Genomic DNA, 22,173 nt, shown 5'->3' with positions numbered 1-22,173 from the left:
CACCTATCAACTCATGATGTCGGTTCTTGAGGAGGGGTGGATGCTGAACCAAGTTCAGCATGATGGGGTTTTACACGAGATCGTCTGACTGTTTCCTTTCGGCCCCAACTTCTATATTGCACTGCAATAATACAGGCCGGTCCGGCCTGTATTATCCGATTTCATAGTCGCACGGACTGCGGAGCGCTCATGCGCCCAGTGGCCTTGCGGCATTGCCCGAAAGCAATTCCGCATGCCCATGCACCGCAATTTCAAGCGCGACTGGCTCTCCCAGCCGCGTACCGAGTTTCTCGCCGGCCTCGTCGTCGCGCTCGCATTGATTCCCGAGGCGATCGGCTTTTCGATCATCGCGGGCGTCGATCCGCGTGTCGGGCTCTATGCGAGCTTCTCGATCGCGGTCATCACCGCGATGCTCGGCGGGCGTCCGGGGATGATCTCGGCGGCGACCGCTGCGGTGGCCGTCCTCGTGATTCCGCTGGTGCGCGATCATGGCGTCGAATATCTGTTCGCCGCGACGATCCTGATGGGCATCTTTCAGGGGCTGGCCGGCCTGTTCCGGCTCGATCTGCTGATGCGCTTCGTCGCGCGCTCGGTGATCACCGGTTTCGTCAACGCGCTCGCGATCCTCATCTTCATGGCGCAGATACCGCAGCTGATCGGCGACAATTTCACGATTGAAACCTATGCCATGGTCGGGGCCGGGCTCGCGATCATCTACCTGCTGCCGATGCTCACCAAGGCGATTCCCTCGCCGCTCGTCGCGATCGTGCTGCTCGCCGTCGTCAGCATATTCGGCGGGTTCGATGTATCGACCGTGGGCGACATGGGCACGCTGCCGGACAGCCTGCCGATGTTCCATCTGCCGATGGTACCGCTGACCTGGGAGACGCTGCAGATCATCGCGCCCTATGCTGCGGGTATGGCGGCCGTCGGCCTGCTCGAATCGCTGCTGACCGCTTCGATCGTTGACGACATGACGGAGACACGCAGCGACAAGCGCCGGGAATGCTTCGGCCAGGGCGCCGCCAACTTCTTCACCGGTTTCATCGGCGGCATGGGCGGTTGCGCGATGATCGGCCAGTCCGTGATCAACATCAAATCGGGCGGGCGCCGGCGGCTCTCGACGATGATCGCGGGCGTGATGCTGCTCGTCCTGATCGTCGTGCTCGGCCCCTGGGTCGCGCAGATCCCGATGCCCGCGCTCGTCGCCGTGATGATCTTCGTCTCGATCAGCACCTTCCGCTGGAAATCCTTCCTCGAAATCCGCCATCACCCGAAAGTGTCGACGGCGGTCATGCTCGCGACGGTCGTGACCGTGGTCTGGACGCACGACCTGGCGCAGGGCGTGCTCGTCGGTGTGCTGCTGAGCGGCATCTTCTTCGCCGGGATGGTGCGCAATCTGGTGACTATCGCGACCAGCGTCGAGGGGACGACCCGGCATTATGTCGTCAAGGGCCAGATATTCTTCGCCTCGGTCGATCGCGTGACCGAGGCCATGGAATATGGCGAGGAGGATATCACCGATGTCGATATCGATCTGACGGACGCGCATTTCTGGGACATTTCGGCCACCGGCGTGCTCGACAAGGTGGTCGGGCGTTTGCAGGGCGAGGGCAAGACGGTCCGGGTGATCGGCCTCAACCAGGCCAGCGCGACCCTGATCGAGAAATACAGCGACAACGAGAAGCCGTTTCAGAGCCTGGGCGTGGTCGGCCATTGATCCGGCGCGCCCGAACGGCAACAAGACACGGGAATCGTCAGTTTCCACCTTTCAGTCAGGATCGATGCCCATGATCAAGCTCCACCATCTCCGTTTCTCGCGTTCGACGCGTATCATCTGGCTGCTCGAAGAACTCGGGCTTCAGTACGAGATGGAGGAACATCACCGGAACCCGGAGACCAATCGCTCGCAGGAGGACCTGTTTGCGATCCATCCGCTCGGCAAGGCACCGACGGTGGAAATCGACGGCCATGTGATGGTCGAGTCGGGCGCGATCATCGAATATATCATCGAGACGCGCGGCGAGGGGCAGCTGGCGCCGGCATCGAACGCGGACCGCGCGACCTATCTCGAATGGCTGCAATTCGCCGAAGGCACGCTCGCCATGCCGATCCTGCTGACTCTGCTCGGGCCGCGTTTCGGCGGGCTGGGCGACATCCTGGGCGGTTTCGTCGGCGGCGAAGTGACCAAGCTGCTCGATTATATCGACGGCCATATGGAGGGCCGCGAATTCCTAGTCGGCGACGCGTTGACCGGCGCGGACATCAACCTCGAATATCTGCTCGAGCTTTCGAACATGGTCGGGCTGCTCGACGAGCGCCCCCAGGCCAAGGCCTATCTCGAACGGCTGATGGACCGGCCCGCGTACAAGAAAGCGATCGAAATCGGTGGACCGCTCGTTAACCGCGAGGGCTAGCGGGCGGGCCTTAGCGGCTGCGGCCCCGCGCCGTGACGGGCCAGATATCGACGACCGTATCCCCGTCCACGACATGATAGACGTCGTGAAGGTTCACGGTCGGGTCGCAATGCGGCACCTGCAGCGTCACGGCGGCGCCATGCTCGAATTCGTGATCGGCGGCCAATAGTCCGCCATGTTCGTCGCCCATGAAAATGAAGCCCGCGCCGTCCGGCGCGCCATCCGTCACCACGGGCGTGCCGCCGTCCGTAGATAGCGCCTTGAAGCCTGCATCGACGGTCGCCATGCCCGGCGTGTTGCAGCTGACGATCCGGGCATCGACGAACAGAGCGGCCTCGAAATTTTCGGCGTCGCCGAACAGCTCGCACTCGCCATATTCATTGTCCATGAAGACATAGGACCCGACCTGCAGCTCGGTGAACAGGCCGAGTTCGGCATCGATCTCGTGGGTGCCGGTCCCGCCGCCGCTGATGATCTCCGGCACGAAACCGGCATCGGCCAGCTGATCGACGATGCCGCGCAGATAGCCGGTCCGTTCGATGATCGCGGCGCGGCGCTCCGCATAGGATTTGATATGCTGATGGAGGCCGCAATAGAATTGCACGCCGCGGTATCGCAGCGACGGTTGGCGCGCGATTTCCCGCGCCAGCGCTAAGGCCGCGTCCGGCGAGGCGACACCGGTGCGGTGAATGCCCGGATCGATGTCGATCAATATGCCGAGCGGGGCATCCTCCCCGAAGGCCCGTGCCAGATTGCTGACATTGCCGGGATGATCGGCGACGACCATCAGCGCCTCAGTTTCACCGTGAATCTTCGCCAGCCGCGCGATTGCCGGCGCGGACACGACCGGCGAGGTAATGAGGATATTCGGAATGGGCCCGGCGGCGGCCAGCGCTTCGGCTTCCCCCAGTTTGGCGCAGCAAATGCCCTTGGCCCCGGCTTCGAGCTGGAGCGTGGCGATATCGACGCTTTTATGGGTTTTGGCATGCGGGCGGAGGCTCACGCCTTTCTCGCTGGCGAATGCGGCCATGCGTTCGATGTTCCGCAGCATGGCCGCCTTTTCGAGAACCAGCGCCGGCGTGTTCAGCGATTTGCGGCCGCCCTGCTGGCCGATCAGGTGACTGTTTTCGGAAGAGGCGGGCATTGCGGTCATTCTCCCAGCCTGAACAGCGCGGCCAGATGCGCGTTCGCGAACTTGCCCTGTGGATCGACCTCCCGGCAGACGGCCCGGAAGTCTTCGGTTTTCGGATAGAGCGCGCTCAGATCGTCGAAGCGCAGCGTGTGCCGCTTGGCCCAATGCGGCCGCCCGCCATGCTCGCGGAAGATCGGTTCGGCGTCGGCGAAAATCTCGCGCCACGGCATCTCGGCATATTGATGCATCGAGATCGAGGCGCAGGGACCGGCATTGAAAGGGCTCATCCAGATATCGTCGCCCGCCACCAGGCGAAATTCGAACGGAAAGCTCACCGGCAGTTTGTTCGTGCGGATCCAGTCGATTACCTCGGCAAGCGCGGCGAAACCGTTGGCGCGCGGCAACTGGTGTTCTATTTCCTCGAACCGGACATTCCGTTCGGACGGGAAGATCCGATAGGCCGGGCCGCGGCGCTCGGCGGGCTTGACGCCCTTCATGATCTGGCGCTGGAGCGAGGCAGCGAGCTTCGGGACGCGCCGCACCGTCTTGCAATATGAAGCGAAGGCTTTCTCAGCCATGTCGCTTTGCTTCTCCGGCGGATCGCAGGGGTCGCAGGGTTCGAGCGTCTTGAGGATCGCCATGTCCGAATAGGGGAAGACCCAGAATTCGACATGGCGATACTCGTCGGCAAGGTCGTCCCATTGCTCGGTAAGCTCGGCCAGCCGGACCGCGCGAATATCTTCGACCAGGTGATAGGCCGGAACGATCTCGATCCTGATCGCAAGGGCGATGCCGAGCAGGCCGAGCGACAGACGCTGGGCCTCGAATATTTCGCCGTTCTCGTCGGCGTCGCAGGTGATCGTGCTGCCGTCGGCGAGCATCAGGCGAAAACCCCGGGCGATTGTCGACAGACTGCCGAGCGCGGCGCCGGTGCCGTGCGTGCCGGTCGAGATGGCACCCGCCAGCGATTGCGGGTTCACATCGCCCTGATTGAGGAACGAATAGCCTGCCTCCCACAGCCTTTCGGTCAGCCGGGCGAGGCTCCAGCCAGCCGGCGCCCAAGCCGTCGCACCGTCGGCGGCGATGTCCAGTTCGCCTTCCATCCGATCCAGCCGGATCAGTGTGCCGTCCGTCTCGCACAAGGGCATGAAACTGTGGCCGGCGCCGGTGACCCGCACCCGGTCAGTGCCCGTGACGATCTGCGCAAGTTCGGCCTCATTACGCGGTTCGGCGATCCGGCTCGGGGTAGCATGAACGCTGCCGGACCAATTCTGCCAGCCGGTTTTCGTCATCTCTCACCCCTCGAACCGGCGATAGCCGGTGCGCCAAAAGCAGGCAAGCAAGCCGCTATGCGCCGATAGACGCAAAGAATGACCGCGACGGCCGGATAGAAAAAAGCCATTCGCAGTATCGCGCGATTTGGTTTAACCTCCTCTCATGGGGGAACGATTCCAAATCTATCTGATCAAGCCGACGCGCTATCATGACGACGGCTATCCGCTGCAATGGTGGCGGTCGATCGTGCCGTCCAACTCGCTCGCCTGCATGGCCGGCATCGTAGAGGATGCGCTGGAGCGCGGCGCGCTGGGCGACGTGGAAGCCGATGTGCACACGCTCGACGAGATCCATAGCAAGGTCGATCCGAAGCGGATCGCACGTAATATCGAAAAGGCGGGCGGACGCGGCTTTATCGGCCTGGTCGGCGTCCAATCGAACCAGTTTCCCCGCACGATGGAGATGGCGAAGGAATTTATCGCCGCGGGGCTGCCGGTCTGTATCGGCGGCTTTCACGTCTCGGGCTGCATGTCGATGCTCGAGGAGCTGCCGCCCGAGCTGGTCGAGGCGCAGCAGTTCGGCCTCAGTTTCTTCGGCGGCGAGGCCGAAGACGGCCGGATGGATGAAGTGCTGCGGGATGCCTATGCGGGCGAACTCAAACCGATTTACGACTGGCTCGACGATACGCCCAATATCGCCGGCGCGCCGATCCCGTTTCTCCCGCGCGAACAGGTCGAACACAACACCAACGGATTTTCGAGCTTCGATCTCGGGCGCGGCTGCCCGTTCGAATGCTCCTTCTGCACGATCATCAACGTCCAAGGCCGCAAGAGCCGGTTCCGCACTGCGGACGATCTCGAGAAGATCATCCGGGTCAATGCCGCCGAGGGCATCACCCGCTTCGTACTCACCGACGACAATTTCGCGCGCAACAGGAATTGGGAGAGCTTCGCCGACCGCCTGATCGAACTGCGCGAAAAGGGCTTCGCGATCAAACTGGTGATCCAGGTCGATACGCTCGCCCACCGCATCCCGAACTTTATCGAGAAATGCGTGAAGATGGGCGTCAACGAGATTTTCGTCGGGCTCGAAAATGTCAACGCCGACAATCTCGAAGCCGCCAAGAAACGCCAGAACCGGGTCGAGGAATATCGCGAGATGTTTCTCATGTGGAAACAGCACCCGGTCTATATCATCTGCGGCTATATCATCGGCTTTCCCAACGATACGTACGAGTCCATCCAGCGCGATATCGCGGTGCTCAAGAGCGAGCTGCCGATCGATTCGATTTATCTCAACTATCTGACGCCGCTGCCGGGCAGCGAAGATCACAAACTGGCTTACGAGGCGGGCCAGTGGATGGATCCCGATCTCAACAAGTACGATCTCAACCACCGCGTTACCCATCATCCGAAGATGTCGGACGATGAGTGGGAGCGCGCCTATGTCGACGCCCATCGCAGCTTCTACAGCTGGGAGCATATGGAAACCGTGATCCGACGCATGGCGGCGCTCGGATCGAACCAGAAGAAGATGACGGTCAACCGGCTGACCGCCTATCGTGAGGCGGTCCGCATCACGGGCGTCGCGAAATTCGAATCGGGCTATATGCGCATCTACCGGCGCAAACAGCGGCGGCCTGGCTATCGAATCGAAAATCCGTTGATCTTCTATCCCAAATATGTCGCGAAAAACCTGTACATCACCCTCGCCGTGGCGAAGACCTATGTCCGGCTGCGACGGATGATGAAGCGGATCATCACCGATCCCGCGCGGTTCGACTATACGGACGCGGCGATCACCGACGACAAGCGCGAAGTCGATATCCTGCTTACCGATACGCGCTCGTCGGATCAGGCCGCGATCCGCCGCCAGCATCGCGAAGAGGTGGAGAGTGCCGCGGCGTGAGCAGCGACTTCCCTAGAAGCTGACGAAGGCGCCGATCATGAACTGTTCGGGGTCATAGGCGCCGCTCGCTTCGCGATGGCGATATTCGGCGCGGATACCGACATCGGTGCCCACCATGTAGCGCGCGCCGAGGCCGTAGATGATCCCGTCCATCGAATCGTCGCGCTCGAACTGCGTCCCGGTCGCAACATCGGTGACCGTAATGTCGATCTGCTCGCCGCCATAGCCGGCGATGCCGTATGCCGCGAAGCCGGGCAGGGGCGCCAGGCCGAGCCGCGCCGTCGCGCTCCAGTTGAACCGCGCCTGGGTCGTGACCTCGCGGTCGGTCGCGCCATCGCGCACGAGTGCCGTCGTCTCGCCGGTCGAATCGCCGACATTGGCCTCGACGGCCATATAGCCGAGCGGGAAGGCGGGCAGCTCGACGCCGACAAAGGCGCCGTAATCGACGCCGTTGCTCTCGTCGCTTGCGACGATATCGCCCGGTTCGCCGAAACGGCTGGCGCTGCGTTCGCCGGTGCCCGCTTCGAGCCCCATATAGATATCCGGTACGAAAGGTATGCTCTGGGCCTGCGCCGGAACGGCGGCAAGCGGCGCGGCGGCGAAGGCGATGATCGGGGCTATGGTCTTCATTTTGGGGCGATCCTACTCAACACATTGCAGATGGCCGCCCGTCTTGGCCCGAATTGTGGCGAAGGATAGCCGATCGGCCCGCATTCGCGACGAAGCGAATCAGCTTTGCGCCGGGCCGAGTCTCGTCCGATCAGGAGCAGTTCGCCGCCTCGCGAAGAAACGCGCTCGTTCCGCGAAGCCGGCGCTGCCCGTGGCGGCGCCCCGGCCGCAAATCCTCCATTCCGGTCTCGACTGATCGCATGTCCTGCGCCGTGCGATGGTAAAGGAATAGCGAAATTCGGCCGGCGTCAGCCTGAGCCCGCCGGGCCGATCGCGGAGGGGAGCAGTCTTGCAATGAAGGTAGCGGAGATCGCGCTGGACGGGCGCGACAGCACGGGCGCGGACATCAGGGCCGTCTATGTCAGGAATCCGCCGCATTACGCGATCTATCGCACCGACCAGCGGGTGCTCGTCCATTTTGCCGATGACGATGAAGACAATCGCCGGCAGCGCGACAAGATCGCGCCGCTCAGCCCGTTGCGCGGCGAGGTCCGCGGTCTGATCGACGGCTGGCACGGCAGCAAGTATCTGAGCTTCCACTCCAAGGCGATCCGGTTCGACCGGCGGGTATCCGACGCGCTGGTAATGGGTATCGAGGGAAGTATCGAAAACGCCGCTGCGCTGCTCGCGACGATCAAGGACGATATCATCGCCGAGCGAACCTCCTGGGCGCGCTTCTACTATATGCTGATCGGCGCGGGCACCGTCCTCGCCGTGATCCTGCTGGCGCTCATACTGTCCTCGGCGATCGCAGCGCCAACCGCCGATCCGCTGCTGTTCGCGACCGGGACGGGCGCGCTCGGCGCCTTCTTCTCGATCGCCATCGGTTTGCGCAGCCGGACGATCCTCACCAATCTGCAGATGCGCGACAATGCGTCCGATGCCATATTGCGGATCGTGATCGGGGCCATCGCCGCGGCGCTGCTGGTCTGCCTGTTCCAGACCGATACCGTGAGCATTCTCCAGTTCGGCGACGGTTCGCTGACTCTCGACGCCGACAATTATGACTGGCGGGTCGTCACGGTCGTCGGTTTCATCGCCGGTTTCCTCGAACGCCTGGTGCCCGATCTGCTCGGCAAGGCGAGCTTCGGCAATGCCCGGACCGGCGCACCGCCCAATAGCGGGCTGACGCCGACATCGTCCCCCGCTCCGGCCGTTCTGCCGGCCCTGCCGGTGCCACCGCGTCCGGCGGTTCCATCACCTTCGGAGTCCCGACTGCCGACGGCAGGCGCTCCGGACGGAGACATCGACGGAGAGGCGGACCGGGCCGACGACGAGATCGACGCCTGCCTGTGCGACGAACCGGTGGATGAGGAACGGGCGACGGCGGATCGAGACCTGCCGATAGCCGTCGGCGGAGTGGAAGAACCCGACGATGGCGACCGAACCGGTACGGCGGCGACATCATGATCGCGGCCGTCTCTCAGGCGCTACCGATACTTAGACACGGGAGCCTGCAATGTCCTATACGCTGACCTGGCTGGCCGAAACGCTCGAAGATGCCGGGCTGAAGGTTGCGGAACAGACGGGCTGGCGGACGCGCGGCCGCGGCGATGTCGGGCGGATCCGGGGCGTCATGTGTCATCACACGGCCGGTCCGGCGCGCGGCGTCATGCCGAGCCTGAATGTAATCACCCATGGCCGGCGGGATTTGGCCGGCCCGCTTTCCCAGCTCGGCCTCGGGCGCGACGGCACCTATTTCGTGATCGCCGCCGGCCGGGCCAATCATGCGGGGCGGGGGAAATGGCAAGGGGTGACGAGCGGCAATCGGAGTTTCATCGGGATAGAAGCCGAAAATCGCGGTATCGCGTCCGATCCCTGGCCCGCCGTGCAGATCGATGCCTATCGGCGGGGCGTGGCCGCCATCCTGCGCAAGATCGGCGCCGATGCGAGCTGGTGCTGCGGCCACAAGGAATATGCGCTGCCTAGGGGCCGCAAGCCCGATCCGAGCTTCGATATGGATCCGTTCCGCCGCGACGTGGCGGCTATCTTGGCCGGGCTGGCCGCGCCGCCATCCTTGATCCCGGCGGCGGATGCGCACGACCATCCGACCGTGCGGCGCGGGAGCCGCGGCGCGCCCGTCGAAGCGCTGCAGACCATCCTCGGGCTCGAACCGGACGGCATATTCGGGCCGCTGACCGAGGCCGCGGTCCGGGAGTTTCAGCGTGAACATGATCTCGTGCCCGACGGAATTGTCGGCCCGCTGACCTGGGCCGCGCTCGATCCGCGCGATTGACGCGGCGCGCCGAGCGCGGCGCCGCTTTCCAGCCCAGACGTTCGCTGCTTGGGCAGACAAAGAAATCCTTCTTTTGCAGCCGGGACGAATCCCGTTAGGAGAGGCGTATGAACGATACGCCCCGCACGCTGTACGAAAAGATCTGGGACGCGCATGTCGTCGAACGGCGCGACGACGGGACCTGCATCGTCTTTATCGACCGCCATCTCGTCCATGAGGTGACGAGCCCCCAGGCTTTCGAGGGGCTACGCGCAGCGGGACGGACGGTGCGGCGGCCCGATCTTACCCTGGCGGTCCCCGATCATAACCTGCCGACTACCCCGCGCCGCGATGCCGCCGGCAACCGCGTGCCGATCGCCGATCCGATGTCGGCCAAGCAGCTCGAGGCATTGGAGGCGAACGCGCCAGCCTTCGGCATCCGCTATATCGACGACGCGGCGCCCGAACAGGGCATCGTCCATGTCGTCGGCCCCGAACAGGGCTTCACCCTGCCGGGCTGCACGCTCGTCTGCGGCGATAGCCATACGGCTGCGCATGGCGCGCTCGGCGCGCTCGCCTTTGGCATCGGCACGAGCGAGGTCGAGCATGTGCTGGCAACTCAGACATTGCTTCTAAAGCAATCGAAAACCATGGAAATCCGGGTCGAAGGAACGCTCGGTTTCGGCGTTTCGCCCAAGGATGTCGTGCTTGCGATCATCGGCCGGATCGGTGCGGCGGGCGGCACCGGCCATGTCATCGAATATACCGGCTCGACGATCCGCGACATGAGCATCGAGGGGCGGCTGACCGTCTCCAACATGTCGATCGAGGCGGGCGCCCGGGCCGGTCTGATCGCGCCCGACGACAAGACCTTTGCCTATCTGAAGGGCCGCCCGATGGTGCCCTCGGGCGCCGATTGGGACGCGGCGATGGACTGGTGGCGATCGCTGCCGACCGATAAAGGCGCGGCGTTCGATACGCGCGTCGAACTCGACGCCGCCGATATCGCTCCCAACGTCACTTGGGGCACGAGCCCGGAAGATGTCGTCCCGATCACGGGCAGTGTCCCCGATCCCGAGAGCTTCGCCGATGAATCCAAACGCGCCGCCGCCGCCAAGTCGCTCGACTATATGGGGCTGACCCCGGGTCAGCGGATGGAGGATGTCGCGGTCGACAATATCTTTATCGGCAGCTGTACCAACAGCCGGATCGAGGATCTGCGCGCCGCGGCCGAGGTCGCCAAGGGCCGCAGGATCGCCGAGGGTATCAAACAGGCGCTCGTCGTTCCGGGTTCGGGGCTGGTCAAACTGCAGGCCGAACAGGAAGGTCTCGACCGGATCTTTATCGAAGCCGGGTTCGAATGGCGCGAGCCCGGCTGTTCGATGTGCCTCGGCATGAACCCGGATAAGGTGCCGCCCGGCCAGCGCTGCGCCTCGACCTCGAACCGCAATTTCGTCGGCCGTCAGGGCCCCGGCGCGCGCACGCACCTGCTCTCTCCCGCCATGGCCGCCGCGGCGGCGGTGACCGGCCGGTTGGCCGATGTCCGAGAGGTTATGGGCTGATGGAACCGTTCAAACAGGTCGAGGGCCGCGCCTATCCGTTCGGCCGGAAAAATGTCGATACCGATGTCATCATCCCGGCCGAATATCTGAAGACGATCAGCCGGGAAGGGCTGGGCGAGGGGGCCTTCAAGACGGTGCGCGCCGAGGAGGGTAATGTCTTCGACGATCCCGACTATGCGGGCGCACCGGTACTGATCGCGGGCGATAATTTCGGCTGCGGCTCGAGCCGCGAACATGCGGCCTGGGCGCTCGACGACATGGGCGTCCGCGTCGTCATTGCGCCGAGCTTTTCGGATATCTTCGCGAGCAACGCGTTCAAGAATGGCATCCTCACGGTCGAATTGCCGCAGGCGGTGATCGACCGGCTGATGGAGGTCGCCGAAAATGACCCGGTTACGGTCGATCTGGAAAACCAGGTGGTGACGACGCCGTTTCAGGATCGCTTCGAATTTCCGATCGATCCGTTCCGCAAATCCTGCCTGCTCGCCGGGCTCGACGAGATCGGCTTGACCTTGGAAAGCGGGGACGCGATTGCCGCCTACGAAAAGAAAGCCAGTGCCGCCCGGTCCTGGCTCGTGAAGGAGAATGCCTGATGAAAGCCCTGTTGTCCCATGAAACCGGCGGACCCGAAACGCTCAAGATGGGCGAGATCGACGCGCCGGAAGCCGGGCCGGGGCAGCTGCTCGTCGCCGTGAAGGCCTGTGCGATCAATTATCCGGACGTGCTCGTGATCGTCGACCAGTATCAGTTCAAGCCCGAGCGGCCTTTCGCGCCGGGCGGCGAGGTATCGGGCGTCGTCGAGGCGGTCGGCGAGGGCGTAACCGATTTCGCGATCGGCGACCGGGTGCTGGCGATGTGCGGCAATGGCGGCTTGGCCGAATATGTCGCCGTGCAGTCCACGGGCGCATTCAAGCTCCCCGACGATGTCAGCTTCGAGGACGGATCGGCGATGATCCTCACCTATGGCACGACGATCCACGCCCTCGCCGATCGCGGCGACCTCAAGGAGGGCGAGACCCTGCTGGTGCTCGGCGCCGCCGGCGGTGTCGGCCTCGCGGCGGTCGAGATCGGCAAGGCGATGGGCGCGCGCGTCGTCGGCGCGGTGTCGAGCGAGGAGAAGGCGCAAGCGGTGCGCGATGCCGGGGCGGACGATGTGCTGATCTACGATCGCGGGCCGTTCGACAAGGAAGCGTCCAAGGCGCTCGCCGGCCAGTTCAAGGAGAAGGTGGGGCCGAACGGCGCGGACGTGATCTATGACGCGGTCGGCGGCGATTATTGCGAACCCGCGCTGCGCTCGATTGCCTGGGAAGGCCGTTATCTGGTGATCGGTTTTCCGGCGGGCATCCCGAAGCTGCCGCTCAACCTCACGCTCCTGAAGAGCTGCGACGTGCGCGGCGTCTTCTGGGGCGCCTTCGCCGCGCGCAATCCCCAGCATAATCGCGATAACGTCAACCAGCTTTTCGACTGGTGGCGCGATGGCAAGATCGCGCCCAAGGTGACCGAGGTCTTCCCGTTCGAAAAAGGCGGCGAGGCGATCGCGAAAATGGGCGCGCGCAAGGCGATCGGCAAGCTCGTCGTGAAAGTCGCGGATTAGCGGTAACCGTTGCGCCGCGGCGCCCGCCTCCCTATTTCGGGCGCCAGAGCATTTTTATCCTCGGAGAGAGACGTTCATGGCCGATTTCAAAGATCGCGAAAAAGGGTTCGAAAACAAGTTCGCGCACGATCAGGAAATGCAGTTCCGCATCACCGCGCGCCGCAATCGCCTGGTCGGCGAATGGGCGGCCGGACTGATGGGGCTGACCGCCGAGGAAACCGACGCCTATGCCAAGGCCGTGGTCCAGGCCGATTTCGAGGAAGCCGGCGATGACGATGTGATCCGCAAGGTTCTCGGCGATCTGACGACGGCGGAGCAGGATGTCGATGCGGACACGATTCGCGAGAAGATCGAGGAAATGACGGTCGAGGCGCGCCGTCAGCTGATCGAGTCGACGGACTAGGCGAGGAACGACGCGCGATGCCGATGGCCGCCGACGATATCGAAACGATGATCCGGGAAGCGATTCCGGACGCCGAGATTGAGATTACCGACCTCGCGGGCGACGGCGATCACTATGCCGCGCGCGTCGTTTCGGAGAGTTTCCGGGGGGTTCCGCGCGTAAAACAGCATCAGGCGGTCTACGCCGCGCTCAAGGGGCGCATGGGCGGGGAGCTGCACGCGCTCCAGCTGACGACCGCCGCACCCGAATAGGAGTATCATTCATGTCCGACCCACAATCCCGTATCGACGAAACCGTCAAAGGCAATGACGTCGTCCTGTTCATGAAGGGCTCGCCGCTCTTCCCGCAATGCGGATTTTCGAGCCGCGCGGTGGCGATCCTCGAACATTGCGGCGTCGAATTCGCCAGCGTCGACGTGCTGCAGGATCAGGAAGTCCGGCAGGGCATCAAGGAATATTCCGACTGGCCGACTATCCCCCAGCTCTATGTGAAGGGCGATTTCGTCGGCGGTTCGGATATCATGATGGAAATGTACGAGGCCGGCGAGCTGCAGGCGCTGATGCAGGAAAAGGGCGTCGCCGCCACCGCCGGCTGACGCCCTTCCCGGGGGAGTTACGCGGCGGCGACGCGCTGGCGCCCGATCGCCCGGACGCCCATCACCTCCAGCACGACGAAACCGAGCACGCCGACCGCTTGGGCGACGATCAGCGCGCGGCCATAGGCCGTGAGCGACGCATATTCGAGTTCGAACAGGACGACGCTCGCGATGATCCAGTCGATATTGAGGAATATCGCCAGCCAGCAGATGAGTATGGGCGGCCGGGCGCGCGTGCCGAGCCAGCCCCAGATCAACGCCGCCCCGAGGCAGATCCAGCCGGCGGCGGCCACCGGGCCGGTGCCGAGGCCGGTATCCGCGGCGATCGCCTGGGTCGCGAACACGCAGCCGACAAAGGTCAGCGCGCAGACAATGGCATCGGCGAGAAACACTTTCTTGGCGAAATCGACGGTCATGTGATCCTCCTTGTTGGAATGCGCTGATCATCTGCCTCCCGCATCTCTCAGTCGATTACCTTGGAGGTAATGGAATTGACCCGCCGACCGGCCTAGTCTCGGTGCCGATCGAGAAGAGGAGCGATCCGATGGCGACAGTGGCGGTGGGACAGCAGATTCGGCAATGGCGTGAACGGCGGCGGCTCAGCCAGATGCAATTGGCGCTCGAGGCCGATATCTCGCCGCGCCATCTGAGCTTCATCGAAACCGGCCGGTCGCAGCCGAGCACTGGCACGATCGACCGGCTCGCCGAGCGTCTCGACATTCCCTATCGCGCGCGCAACGGGATATTGACGGCCGCCGGCTTCGCGCCGCGCCACGGCGAGCGGACGCTCGATGATCCGGCGATGGCGATCGCGCGCCGCTCGGTCGAGCATATCCTCAAGGGCCATGAACCCTATCCGGCGATCGCCGTCGACCGGCACTGGAATATCGTCGCGACCAACGACGCGATCAGCTTCTTCACCGAACAGATCGGCAGCGCGCTGCTCGAACCGCCGATGAACGCGATCAAGCTCGCGCTGCACCCCGACGGGCTCGCGCCGCAGGTCGTCAACCTTACCGAATGGCACGCCCATGTGCTCGAGCAGCTCGACCAGCAGATTGCGAGCAGCGCCGATCCCGGTCTCGTCGCCCTGCGCGAAGAGGTTGCTGCCTATCCGCACGAGAGCGAGCATGACGCACCGCCCGCCGATCCCGACAGGATCTGGGTCCCGCTGATCCTCGATACCACGGTCGGCCGGCTCTCCTTTATCGGCACGATCACGATTTTCGGGACGCCGGTCGACATCACCCTGTCCGAACTCGCGATCGAGGCTTTCTTCCCGGCCGACGACAAAACCGCGGACATTCTGCACAAGAACTGGCCGCGTTAGGTCCTGCCCCTAACGCTTTGCGCGGCGCCATCCATCGGCTAGACCGCCGAAGATGGATTTCCTGGGTAGAGGCAGGCGCCGCGCGATTTGACCGAAAAAAGCGAAAAACCGGCCCGGTTGAGCCGCCATGCGATCCGGCTGGCGCTCTGGGCGCTGCCGCTGGCGGCGCTCGCCAATATCGTCTTCTTTCTCTGGGCGATGGACGGCCGGCCGCTCTCCTCGATCGCCGAACGGCCCTGGCTCCTGGCGCTGGCCGCCGGGCTCGCCGTCGTGCCCTGGTTCACCAACGTCTTGCGGCTTGCGATCTGGTGCCGCTTTCTCGGCGTCGAGCTGCATCTTGCGCAGAATATCCGGGTGATCCTGGGCACCGTCATCGCCAATTCGGTAACGCCGACCGCGACCGGGGGTACGGTCATCAAATGGGGCTTTCTCTGCAATGAGGGGGTCTCGGCCGACAAGGCGGGCACCCTGATCTCGACGCAGATCGCCGAAGACACGATCGTGATGCTCGGCCTGCTCGCCTTCGCGCTGTTCTTCGCCTTCGGATTCGAACTGCCATCGACCTTGCGCGGGCTCGACTGGGTCGGCGCCCGCGCTTCGACGGCGCAGGCACTGCTTTTCTTCGTCGCCTTGATACTCATTGTCGGCACGCTGTTCGGCATGGCGCGGCGCGGCCTGTTCGGCGGCCGGATCGGCCGCCTCGCGCAACGCCTCGCCGGACGCACGGTCGAACTGGGGCGCAATGTCGCGCAAGACTGGAAGACCGTTCTCAAAGGCGGCAAGTCGGTCGTGATGGCGAGCATGGCGCTGTCCGTCGTGCAATGGGGCGCGCGCTATTCGGTCGCGACGGCGATCATCGGCTTTGCCGGCGGGGCGATGCTGCCCTTGCTCTACTGGGCGCTGCAATGGCTGACCTTCACCTTCAGCACGATGGTGCCGACGCCCGGCGGTGTCGGCGGCACCGAGGCGGCGTTTCTGCTGCTCTACGCGCCGTTTCTGTCGCCGGACACGCTCGCGCAGGTCATGGTGATCTGGCGGCTCGTGCTGTTCTACGTGCCGACCGGGCTGGCTGCCTTGATTTTTTTGGGGGTGAGGGGACGGGTTAGCGCGAGACCAGTATAGCTGGCTAACCCGTCCCTCATGGGGGTATTAGTGGGTATGGAACGCCCCATACTATGCAGTGCGCGTGCCAGTTTTCACGAAATACAATAAAAACAGACACTTACTTCGTTATCGAATCGTTACCGTCGCCGAAACTGTAAGAATATTCGACAAACGGCAGACATCTTGCCCGACCGAACGTTTACACATGTAGTCGTTTTGACTACGGCTGTAGTCGAAAGGATCGTGCCCATGGCTGTCAAAATCAGCGAAGCCGAGCTCGAAATCATGGAGATTTTGTGGCGCCGTTCGCCGCTATCGGCGGCCGAAGTCGCCGAACGCGTGCATGGCGAACGGGACTGGAGCATGCAGACCGTGAAGACACTGCTGTCGCGTCTGGCCGCGAAATCCGCGGTCTCTCACGAGCGCGACGGGCGCCGTTTCCGCTATTCGCCGACCGTCGGGCGCGACGATTATGTGACCGAGGAATCGCGGCGCCTCGTCGATCGCCTGTTCGGCGGACGAGTCAGCCCGCTGGTCGCGCATCTCGCCAAGCGCGAGGACCTGAGCGCCAAGGACATCGACGAGATCGAGCAATTGCTCAAGGATCTGCGGTCGTGACCGAATGGCTGCTGGACACGTTCGTCGCGACGTCGATCCTGATGGTCGCGGTTCTGGCCGTCCGCGCACCCGTTACCCGGTTTTTCGGCGCGCGCGTCGCCTATGCGCTCTGGCTGATACCCGCGGCCCGACTCCTCATGCCGCCGATCACGCGCACGGTCGAAGCGTCCGCCGCGGCATCGACGGTCGATCCGGCGCTCGCCATCGCACCCGAAATCCTGGCGATCCTCGCGCGCGGTTCCGAGGCCACCGGCCCCGACTGGACGACCGCTCTCATCACCGTCTGGCTGGCCGGGGCCGGCCTGCTCTTCCTGTGGCGGATTTCCGACCATCTGCGCAAAAGTGAGGAAATTCTGGCGGATTCGACCAATATCGACAGGCGCCATGGTATCCGGCTCGTAATCGCGAAGGGCGTTGCCGGTCCGATCGCCTTTGGCATCTTCCGCAAGTGCATCGCCGTCCCGCCGGGTTTCTACCGGGACTATAGCGAACGCGAGCGCGAACTGGCGCTGGCGCACGAATATTCGCACCATCGGTCCGGCGATCTGATCGTCAATTTCGCGGCATTTCTCCTGCTGTGCCTGCACTGGTTCAACCCGATTGCCTGGTACGCCTGGCGCGCCTTCCGCTTCGACCAGGAAGCGGCCTGCGATGCCCGCGTCCTGGCACAAACCGATTATCGCGAACGGCCGGTCTATGGCCGGGCGGTAGCCAAGGCGTCCTCCGGCCAGGCCCTGCTTTTTTCCAGCGCTCTCGACAATCCCAAATCACTGAAAAAAAGGCTCAAGAGGATGGCAATGAATGACAAATCAAAACTTCGCAGGGCCGCCGGACTGGCCGGGATCGGCATCGGCATGGCGGTCGCCCTGCCGATGACCGCGACTGTCGCCTATGCGGTGGCGCAGGCGCCCGACGCTGTCGCGGCCGAGACCCGCGACTATCCGGCCGCGAACCCGGAGCTGCGGGTCGTGCGCGTCGGCCACGACGGCGATCATGACGGCGAGCGGCGCGTCTATCGCTTCGGCCGCGACGGGGAGCCGATGAGCCGCGAGGAGCTTGAGGCCATGATCCCGGACGAAGCCGAAATTCGCGCCATGATTCCCAGCGAAGAGGAATTGCGGGCGACGATCCCGAGCGAAGCTGAGCTGCGCGAGATGGTCCCGAACCGCGAGGAACTGCTCGCCCGTATCCCGGACATCGAGACGCTCGAGCAATGCCATGAGAGCGGCGAGGCCGTGCATAGCGAGGAGAGCACCGATCCGGCAACCGGCCGGCAGCGGCTGCGCCTGATGATCTGCCGCGAACGGCTGGCGGAGAATGCCCGGACCGAGGCGCTGGAGGGCCTGCGTGAGGCGCGCGATGAAGTCGCGGGCGAGGCCGACATGCCGGCTGATGTCCGGGCTGATGTACTCGCTACCCTCGATGCGCAGATTGCGAATCTGAGCCGCTGATCGCGGGGACACCGGCTACCGCCACGAGATCGGGGGCCGGTACCGCGATTGGAAGGAGGGGGTGAAGCGAGGCTTTGCCCCTTTTTAGAATCCAACCCTTTCGCAAAGCGCCCCAACTTGCCACATGGGGGCCATGGCTTTGCCCGAAGACATGCCGACCGGCCTGACCATGGAGCTGCACGACGAGGTGCGCCGCGTGCTGGCGCCCAATCCGTCGCCCTTCACCTATACGGGGACGCAGACCTATCTGGTCGGCCGCGGCGATGTGGCGGTCATCGATCCGGGCCCGCGCGACGCGCGCCATATCGACGCGATTCTCGCGGCGACCAAGGGCGAGACGATCCGCCGGATCATCTGCACGCACACCCATCGCGATCACAGCCCCGGCGCGGCGCCGCTCAAAGAGGCGACCGGCGCGGAGATCGTCGGCTGCGCCTATCTCGCGCTCGAGGATGCGGGCCCGCGCGCCGACGCGGCCTTCGATTCCTCCTACGCGCCCGACCGGGTGCTCGTGGACGGGGAGATCGTCGCGGGCGACGGCTGGACCTTGGAGACGGTCGCGACGCCCGGCCATACGTCCAACCATCTCTGCTATGCGCTGCACGAGGCCGGTGCGACCTTTACCGGCGATCACATCATGGGCTGGTCGACGACGGTGATCGCGCCCCCCGACGGCGACATGAAGGCCTATATGGAAAGCCTCGCCAAACTCGTGGACCGGGAAGAGACGCTCTATTTCCCAGCCCATGGCGAGCCGGTCGAAAAAGCGCGGCGCTATGCGCGCGGCCTGATGGGTCATCGCAAGCAGCGCGAAGGCCAGATCCTGCGCGCGATCGACGCGGGGCTGACCGCGATCCCGGACATGGTGCAGAAGATGTACTCCGGAATAGATCCCCGGCTGCACGGCGCGGCCGGGCGCTCGGTCCTCGCCCATCTGATCGACCTGCGAGACCGGGGGCTGGTCGAAGAAGATAGCGAGACATGGTCGAAGACAGCCGCATAGAGATCGATCCGCCCGGCGGGCCGAACGAGCCGCCGCCCCGCGAGCCCCCGGTGATCATGATCCGGCAGGGCTCGGGCAAATGGTTCGCGCTCGGCTGCCTGCTCGCTTTGGTCGCGATCATCACCATCTTCGTCGTCGGCGTCGGCAGCATCACGAGCCGGATTTTCGGCGGCGGGCCCGATCCCGAAACCATCGCCAGTTCGAGCCTGGAAGGACTGCGCGAGCAGAATGTGCTGATCCCGTTCGAAGCGCGTTTTGTGGCGGTGATTACGTCGACCCAGCGGCGCTTCGGCCTGTCGGCGCGCAAGACGCTGATCATGCCGGGCAATGTCCGCTACGAACTCGATCTGGGCGAGCTGGACGAGGACGATATCGACTGGGACGCGGCCTCGAACACGCTGACCGTCACCCTGCCGGACCTCGCCATTTCCGATCCCGATATCGATATCGACGCGATCCGCGAATATGACGATGGCGGCATCCTCATTGCCGTGACCGACGCCGAAGAGGCGCTCGATGCCGCCAATCGCGCCGAAGGCCAGCGCTCGCTGATGCGCCAGGCGCGCGCCGGGCCGACCATGCGGCTCGCACAGGACGCGGCCCGCCGCGCGGTCGAGAGCAATTTCGAGCTGCCGCTCCGCGCCGCCGGGATCGATGCCGTGGTCCGCGCCCAGTTCCGCAACGAGGCGAACCCGAACGAAATGGACCGTTCGCGCGATGTGCTGGGCGAAATGCGGCAGGAGCGGCCCTGAAACAGCCGGGCGTCGGCCCGCCGAATAGGGAGAATAGCAGTGACGAAAAATGCGCTGATCGCGATCGGTGTCGCCGCTTTGCTCGGCAGTTGCGCGCCCGAAGCTCCCGAAGCGCCGTCTCTGCTGGAGGGGGAGTGGATTGATCTGACCCATGATCTGTCCGAGGATTCGGTGTTCTGGCCGACGGCCGATCCGTTCCGGCACGATACCGTGTTCGAGGGCATGACCGAGGGCGGCTGGTATTACAGCGCCTATAATATCGTCACGTCCGAACATGGTGGCACCCATCTCGATGCGCCGATCCATTTCGTCGAAGGCGCGCAGACGACGGACGAGATTCCGCTGGAGAATCTGATCGGCCCGGCGGCAGTTGTCGACGTATCGGAAGCGGCGCTGGCGGATCGCGACTATCAGGTTGCGGTCGAGGATTTGCAGGACTGGGAAGCCGCGCATGGACGTTTGCCCGAAGGCGCGATCCTGCTGTTCCACACAGGATATGCGCAATTCTGGCCGGATGCCGACGCCTATATGGGCACCGCCGAGCGCGGCGTGGCGGCCGTGAGCCAGCTGCATTTTCCCGGCCTTTCGCCCGAGCTTGCGCGGTTCCTGGTGGAAGAGCGCGACATTCGCGCGGTCGGCCTCGATACGCCCAGTCTCGATTATGGGCAGACGCAAGACTTCATGGTGCATCGCATCCTGTTTGCCGAAAATATTCCGGGATTCGAGAATGTTGCCGGCCTCGATCGCCTCCCGCCGCTGGGCGCGACAGTCATCGCCCTGCCGATGAAGATACGCGGCGGCAGCGGCGGACCGCTGCGGATCGTCGCGCACGTGCCGGGCGCGCGCTAGTCGTTGGCCGGGTAGGACATGTCGGCAGCGATCGGTGCTTTCAATGTAGGACAGGCCGTGTCGGAATCGCAGGACAGGAGTCGCCCGCTCCGCGTCTGCCGCTGTAGGAAATTATATTACGCCCACAAGCAACGCTGTGTGTGTACTTTGTGAACTTTGGGCTAGAATTCCCGTCATCGGACCGGCAATCGCTTTGTTGGCTTGATAAGGTGCGGGTGGCGAGACATTCACCCATCGAACTCCTATATTCGGATCAAGGAGCAGAATCATGGACGCACGCGACGGAATCGGCGGCAGCCTGGCCGGCGTCGATATCAAGGAAGAGATCAACCGGCTGCGCGAGGAGCGCAATGCGGTGATCCTTGCCCATTATTATCAGGATCCGGAGATCCAGGACATCGCCGATTTCGTCGGCGACAGTCTCGATCTCTCGCGCAAGGCGGCGGAAACGGATGCGGACGTCATTGCCTTTTGCGGCGTCAAGTTCATGGCGGAAACCGCTAAGATCCTGTCGCCGGACAAGATCGTCGTGCTGCCCGACCTTAACGCCGGGTGCAGCCTCGAAGACAGCTGCCCGCCCGACAAGTTCAAGGAATTCCGCGACGCGCATCCCGATCATATCGCGCTGACCTACATCAACTGTTCGGCCGCCGTGAAAGCGCTGTCCGATATCATCGTCACCTCCTCGTCCGCCGAGAAGATCCTCAACCAGATCCCGAAGGACCAGAAGATCATCTTCGCGCCCGACAAGCATCTAGGCGCCTATATGGCGCGCAAGACGGGACGCGAGATGCTGCTCTGGCCGGGCGTCTGCATCGTCCATGAAGCGTTCAGCGAGACCGAACTCCTCAAGCTCAAGGCCAAGCATCCGGGCGCGCCCGTGCTCGCCCATCCGGAATGCCCGGCCGCGATCCTCGACCATGCCGACCATATCGGCTCGACCAGCTCGATCCTGAAAGCGGCGAAGGAGACGGAGAGCGATACGGTCATCGTCGCGACCGAGCCGCACATCATGCACCAGATGGAAAAGGCGCTGCCCGAGGTGACCTTCATCGGCGCGCCGGGCGCGGACGGGAACTGCAACTGCAATATCTGCCCCTATATGGCGCTCAACACGATGGAAAAGCTCTACATCGCGCTCCGCGATCTCGAACCGCGGATCGAGCTCGATGAGGAGCTGCGTGTTCAGGCGAAGAAGAGCCTCGACAGGATGCTCGAAATGGCGGGCAGCACGGTTGGGCAGGGCGATGTGGGCGCGCCGGAACTGAGCAAGGCATAGGCTTGTATTCGTTGAAA

At 63.9% G+C, this 22,173-nt stretch carries 23 protein-coding genes; 19 read left to right on the top strand and 4 right to left on the bottom strand.

What is annotated here, in order from left to right; translation table 11 throughout:
* The first annotated feature begins 232 nt into the window (after positions 1-232).
* Both HFP57_RS06380 and HFP57_RS06375 read left to right on the top strand, forming a co-directional pair.
* A complete protein-coding gene (locus tag HFP57_RS06380; RefSeq protein ID WP_176869005.1) occupies positions 233-1,720 on the top strand; it encodes a SulP family inorganic anion transporter in 1,488 nt (495 codons plus the stop codon).
* A 70-nt stretch (positions 1,721-1,790) separates the two neighbouring features.
* Positions 1,791-2,417 (top strand): glutathione S-transferase family protein, encoded by a 627-nt coding sequence (locus HFP57_RS06375; RefSeq protein ID WP_176869004.1) that lies wholly within the window; start codon positions 1,791-1,793, stop codon positions 2,415-2,417.
* 10 nt (positions 2,418-2,427) lie between these two features.
* On the opposite strand, the gene HFP57_RS06370 is transcribed toward HFP57_RS06375, so the two are convergent.
* A complete protein-coding gene (locus HFP57_RS06370; RefSeq protein WP_246263435.1) occupies positions 2,428-3,570 on the bottom strand; it encodes a DSD1 family PLP-dependent enzyme in 1,143 nt (380 codons plus the stop codon).
* Positions 3,567-4,841, bottom strand: coding sequence for a D-arabinono-1,4-lactone oxidase (locus HFP57_RS06365; RefSeq protein WP_176869003.1), 1,275 nt, complete (start codon positions 4,839-4,841; stop codon positions 3,567-3,569). The genes HFP57_RS06370 and HFP57_RS06365 overlap by 4 nt, the downstream gene beginning before the upstream one ends.
* Positions 4,842-4,986: 145 nt before the next feature.
* On the opposite strand from HFP57_RS06365, the gene HFP57_RS06360 reads away from it, so the two are divergent.
* Entirely contained in the window at positions 4,987-6,732 is a 1,746-nt protein-coding gene (locus HFP57_RS06360; protein WP_176869002.1) for a B12-binding domain-containing radical SAM protein, read from the top strand.
* A 12-nt stretch (positions 6,733-6,744) separates the two neighbouring features.
* Here HFP57_RS06360 and HFP57_RS06355 read toward each other — a convergent pair whose 3' ends face one another.
* The gene (locus HFP57_RS06355) at positions 6,745-7,362 is read right to left on the bottom strand and encodes an outer membrane protein (protein ID WP_176869001.1); all 618 of its coding nucleotides are present in this window, start codon (positions 7,360-7,362) and stop codon (positions 6,745-6,747) included.
* 333 nt (positions 7,363-7,695) lie between these two features.
* Between HFP57_RS06355 and HFP57_RS06350 the strand changes: the two genes are divergently transcribed.
* The 8 genes from HFP57_RS06350 (at position 7,696) to grxD (ending at position 13,770) form a co-directional block, all read left to right on the top strand.
* Positions 7,696-8,811 (top strand): hypothetical protein, encoded by a 1,116-nt coding sequence (locus HFP57_RS06350; RefSeq protein ID WP_176869000.1) that lies wholly within the window; start codon positions 7,696-7,698, stop codon positions 8,809-8,811.
* Between the two features lie 49 nt (positions 8,812-8,860).
* Positions 8,861-9,637 carry a peptidoglycan recognition protein family protein gene (locus HFP57_RS06345; protein ID WP_176868999.1) on the top strand — a complete coding sequence of 259 codons (777 nt, stop codon included), beginning with the start codon at positions 8,861-8,863 and terminating at the stop codon, positions 9,635-9,637.
* Between the two features lie 107 nt (positions 9,638-9,744).
* Positions 9,745-11,178 (top strand): 3-isopropylmalate dehydratase large subunit, encoded by a 1,434-nt coding sequence (leuC, locus tag HFP57_RS06340; protein WP_176868998.1) that lies wholly within the window; start codon positions 9,745-9,747, stop codon positions 11,176-11,178.
* Complete coding sequence (leuD, locus tag HFP57_RS06335; RefSeq protein ID WP_176868997.1) at positions 11,178-11,771, top strand: 3-isopropylmalate dehydratase small subunit; 594 nt, start codon at positions 11,178-11,180, stop codon at positions 11,769-11,771. The genes leuC and leuD overlap by 1 nt, the downstream gene beginning before the upstream one ends.
* On the top strand, positions 11,771-12,772 hold the full coding sequence (locus HFP57_RS06330) for an NADPH:quinone oxidoreductase family protein (RefSeq protein ID WP_176868996.1): 1,002 nt from the start codon (positions 11,771-11,773) through the stop codon (positions 12,770-12,772). Before leuD ends, HFP57_RS06330 begins: the two co-directional genes overlap by 1 nt.
* A gap of 76 nt (positions 12,773-12,848) precedes the next feature.
* The gene (locus tag HFP57_RS06325) at positions 12,849-13,175 is read left to right on the top strand and encodes a DUF1476 domain-containing protein (RefSeq protein ID WP_176868995.1); all 327 of its coding nucleotides are present in this window, start codon (positions 12,849-12,851) and stop codon (positions 13,173-13,175) included.
* A gap of 17 nt (positions 13,176-13,192) precedes the next feature.
* Positions 13,193-13,426, top strand: a complete 234-nt coding sequence (locus tag HFP57_RS06320) for a BolA family protein (protein WP_176868994.1) — start codon at positions 13,193-13,195, stop codon at positions 13,424-13,426.
* A gap of 11 nt (positions 13,427-13,437) precedes the next feature.
* The gene (grxD, locus tag HFP57_RS06315; RefSeq protein ID WP_176868993.1) at positions 13,438-13,770 is read left to right on the top strand and encodes a Grx4 family monothiol glutaredoxin; all 333 of its coding nucleotides are present in this window, start codon (positions 13,438-13,440) and stop codon (positions 13,768-13,770) included.
* A gap of 17 nt (positions 13,771-13,787) precedes the next feature.
* On the opposite strand, the gene HFP57_RS06310 is transcribed toward grxD, so the two are convergent.
* On the bottom strand, positions 13,788-14,186 hold the full coding sequence (locus HFP57_RS06310) for a hypothetical protein (protein WP_176868992.1): 399 nt from the start codon (positions 14,184-14,186) through the stop codon (positions 13,788-13,790).
* Between the two features lie 128 nt (positions 14,187-14,314).
* Here HFP57_RS06310 and HFP57_RS06305 point away from each other — a divergent pair, with 128 nt between their 5' ends.
* From HFP57_RS06305 to nadA, 8 genes are all read left to right on the top strand, one after another.
* Positions 14,315-15,100 (top strand): helix-turn-helix domain-containing protein, encoded by a 786-nt coding sequence (locus tag HFP57_RS06305; protein ID WP_176868991.1) that lies wholly within the window; start codon positions 14,315-14,317, stop codon positions 15,098-15,100.
* 87 nt (positions 15,101-15,187) lie between these two features.
* Positions 15,188-16,222 (top strand): lysylphosphatidylglycerol synthase transmembrane domain-containing protein, encoded by a 1,035-nt coding sequence (locus tag HFP57_RS06300; protein WP_176868990.1) that lies wholly within the window; start codon positions 15,188-15,190, stop codon positions 16,220-16,222.
* A 231-nt stretch (positions 16,223-16,453) separates the two neighbouring features.
* Complete coding sequence (locus HFP57_RS06295; protein WP_176868989.1) at positions 16,454-16,822, top strand: BlaI/MecI/CopY family transcriptional regulator; 369 nt, start codon at positions 16,454-16,456, stop codon at positions 16,820-16,822.
* Positions 16,819-18,273: a M56 family metallopeptidase gene (locus HFP57_RS06290; protein ID WP_176868988.1), complete on the top strand. Its 1,455-nt coding sequence runs from the start codon at positions 16,819-16,821 to the stop codon at positions 18,271-18,273. The genes HFP57_RS06295 and HFP57_RS06290 overlap by 4 nt, the downstream gene beginning before the upstream one ends.
* Positions 18,274-18,406: 133 nt before the next feature.
* Positions 18,407-19,276 (top strand): MBL fold metallo-hydrolase, encoded by an 870-nt coding sequence (locus tag HFP57_RS06285; protein ID WP_176868987.1) that lies wholly within the window; start codon positions 18,407-18,409, stop codon positions 19,274-19,276.
* Positions 19,255-20,028: a DUF4230 domain-containing protein gene (locus HFP57_RS06280; protein ID WP_246263433.1), complete on the top strand. Its 774-nt coding sequence runs from the start codon at positions 19,255-19,257 to the stop codon at positions 20,026-20,028. Before HFP57_RS06285 ends, HFP57_RS06280 begins: the two co-directional genes overlap by 22 nt.
* Before the next feature lie 39 nt (positions 20,029-20,067).
* Complete coding sequence (locus tag HFP57_RS06275) at positions 20,068-20,877, top strand: cyclase family protein (protein ID WP_246263430.1); 810 nt, start codon at positions 20,068-20,070, stop codon at positions 20,875-20,877.
* 268 nt (positions 20,878-21,145) lie between these two features.
* A complete protein-coding gene (gene nadA, locus HFP57_RS06270) occupies positions 21,146-22,156 on the top strand; it encodes a quinolinate synthase NadA (protein WP_176868986.1) in 1,011 nt (336 codons plus the stop codon).
* The last annotated feature ends 17 nt before the right edge of the window (positions 22,157-22,173 follow it).

The organism is Parasphingopyxis algicola, assembly GCF_013378075.1.
GTDB lineage: Bacteria > Pseudomonadota > Alphaproteobacteria > Sphingomonadales > Sphingomonadaceae > Parasphingopyxis > Parasphingopyxis algicola.
This window is presented reverse-complemented; position numbering and strand designations above follow the sequence as displayed.

What these genes read in the sequence shown, in the direction of transcription:
- HFP57_RS06320 (WP_176868994.1), top strand. Translation starts at nt 13,193, where the DNA reads ATGCCGATGGCCGCCGACGATATCGAAACGATGATCCGGGAAGCGATT.
- HFP57_RS06330 (WP_176868996.1), top strand. Translation starts at nt 11,771, where the DNA reads ATGAAAGCCCTGTTGTCCCATGAAACCGGCGGACCCGAAACGCTCAAG.
- HFP57_RS06380 (WP_176869005.1), top strand. Translation starts at nt 233, where the DNA reads ATGCCCATGCACCGCAATTTCAAGCGCGACTGGCTCTCCCAGCCGCGT.
- HFP57_RS06345 (WP_176868999.1), top strand. Translation starts at nt 8,861, where the DNA reads ATGTCCTATACGCTGACCTGGCTGGCCGAAACGCTCGAAGATGCCGGG.
- HFP57_RS06305 (WP_176868991.1), top strand. Translation starts at nt 14,315, where the DNA reads ATGGCGACAGTGGCGGTGGGACAGCAGATTCGGCAATGGCGTGAACGG.
- HFP57_RS06375 (WP_176869004.1), top strand. Translation starts at nt 1,791, where the DNA reads ATGATCAAGCTCCACCATCTCCGTTTCTCGCGTTCGACGCGTATCATC.
- HFP57_RS06365 (WP_176869003.1), bottom strand. Translation starts at nt 4,841, where the DNA reads ATGACGAAAACCGGCTGGCAGAATTGGTCCGGCAGCGTTCATGCTACC.
- HFP57_RS06310 (WP_176868992.1), bottom strand. Translation starts at nt 14,186, where the DNA reads ATGACCGTCGATTTCGCCAAGAAAGTGTTTCTCGCCGATGCCATTGTC.
- HFP57_RS06280 (WP_246263433.1), top strand. Translation starts at nt 19,255, where the DNA reads ATGGTCGAAGACAGCCGCATAGAGATCGATCCGCCCGGCGGGCCGAAC.
- HFP57_RS06350 (WP_176869000.1), top strand. Translation starts at nt 7,696, where the DNA reads ATGAAGGTAGCGGAGATCGCGCTGGACGGGCGCGACAGCACGGGCGCG.
- HFP57_RS06295 (WP_176868989.1), top strand. Translation starts at nt 16,454, where the DNA reads ATGGCTGTCAAAATCAGCGAAGCCGAGCTCGAAATCATGGAGATTTTG.
- grxD (WP_176868993.1), top strand. Translation starts at nt 13,438, where the DNA reads ATGTCCGACCCACAATCCCGTATCGACGAAACCGTCAAAGGCAATGAC.
- HFP57_RS06325 (WP_176868995.1), top strand. Translation starts at nt 12,849, where the DNA reads ATGGCCGATTTCAAAGATCGCGAAAAAGGGTTCGAAAACAAGTTCGCG.
- HFP57_RS06285 (WP_176868987.1), top strand. Translation starts at nt 18,407, where the DNA reads ATGGCTTTGCCCGAAGACATGCCGACCGGCCTGACCATGGAGCTGCAC.
- nadA (WP_176868986.1), top strand. Translation starts at nt 21,146, where the DNA reads ATGGACGCACGCGACGGAATCGGCGGCAGCCTGGCCGGCGTCGATATC.
- leuD (WP_176868997.1), top strand. Translation starts at nt 11,178, where the DNA reads ATGGAACCGTTCAAACAGGTCGAGGGCCGCGCCTATCCGTTCGGCCGG.
- leuC (WP_176868998.1), top strand. Translation starts at nt 9,745, where the DNA reads ATGAACGATACGCCCCGCACGCTGTACGAAAAGATCTGGGACGCGCAT.
- HFP57_RS06355 (WP_176869001.1), bottom strand. Translation starts at nt 7,362, where the DNA reads ATGAAGACCATAGCCCCGATCATCGCCTTCGCCGCCGCGCCGCTTGCC.
- HFP57_RS06360 (WP_176869002.1), top strand. Translation starts at nt 4,987, where the DNA reads ATGGGGGAACGATTCCAAATCTATCTGATCAAGCCGACGCGCTATCAT.
- HFP57_RS06370 (WP_246263435.1), bottom strand. Translation starts at nt 3,570, where the DNA reads ATGACCGCAATGCCCGCCTCTTCCGAAAACAGTCACCTGATCGGCCAG.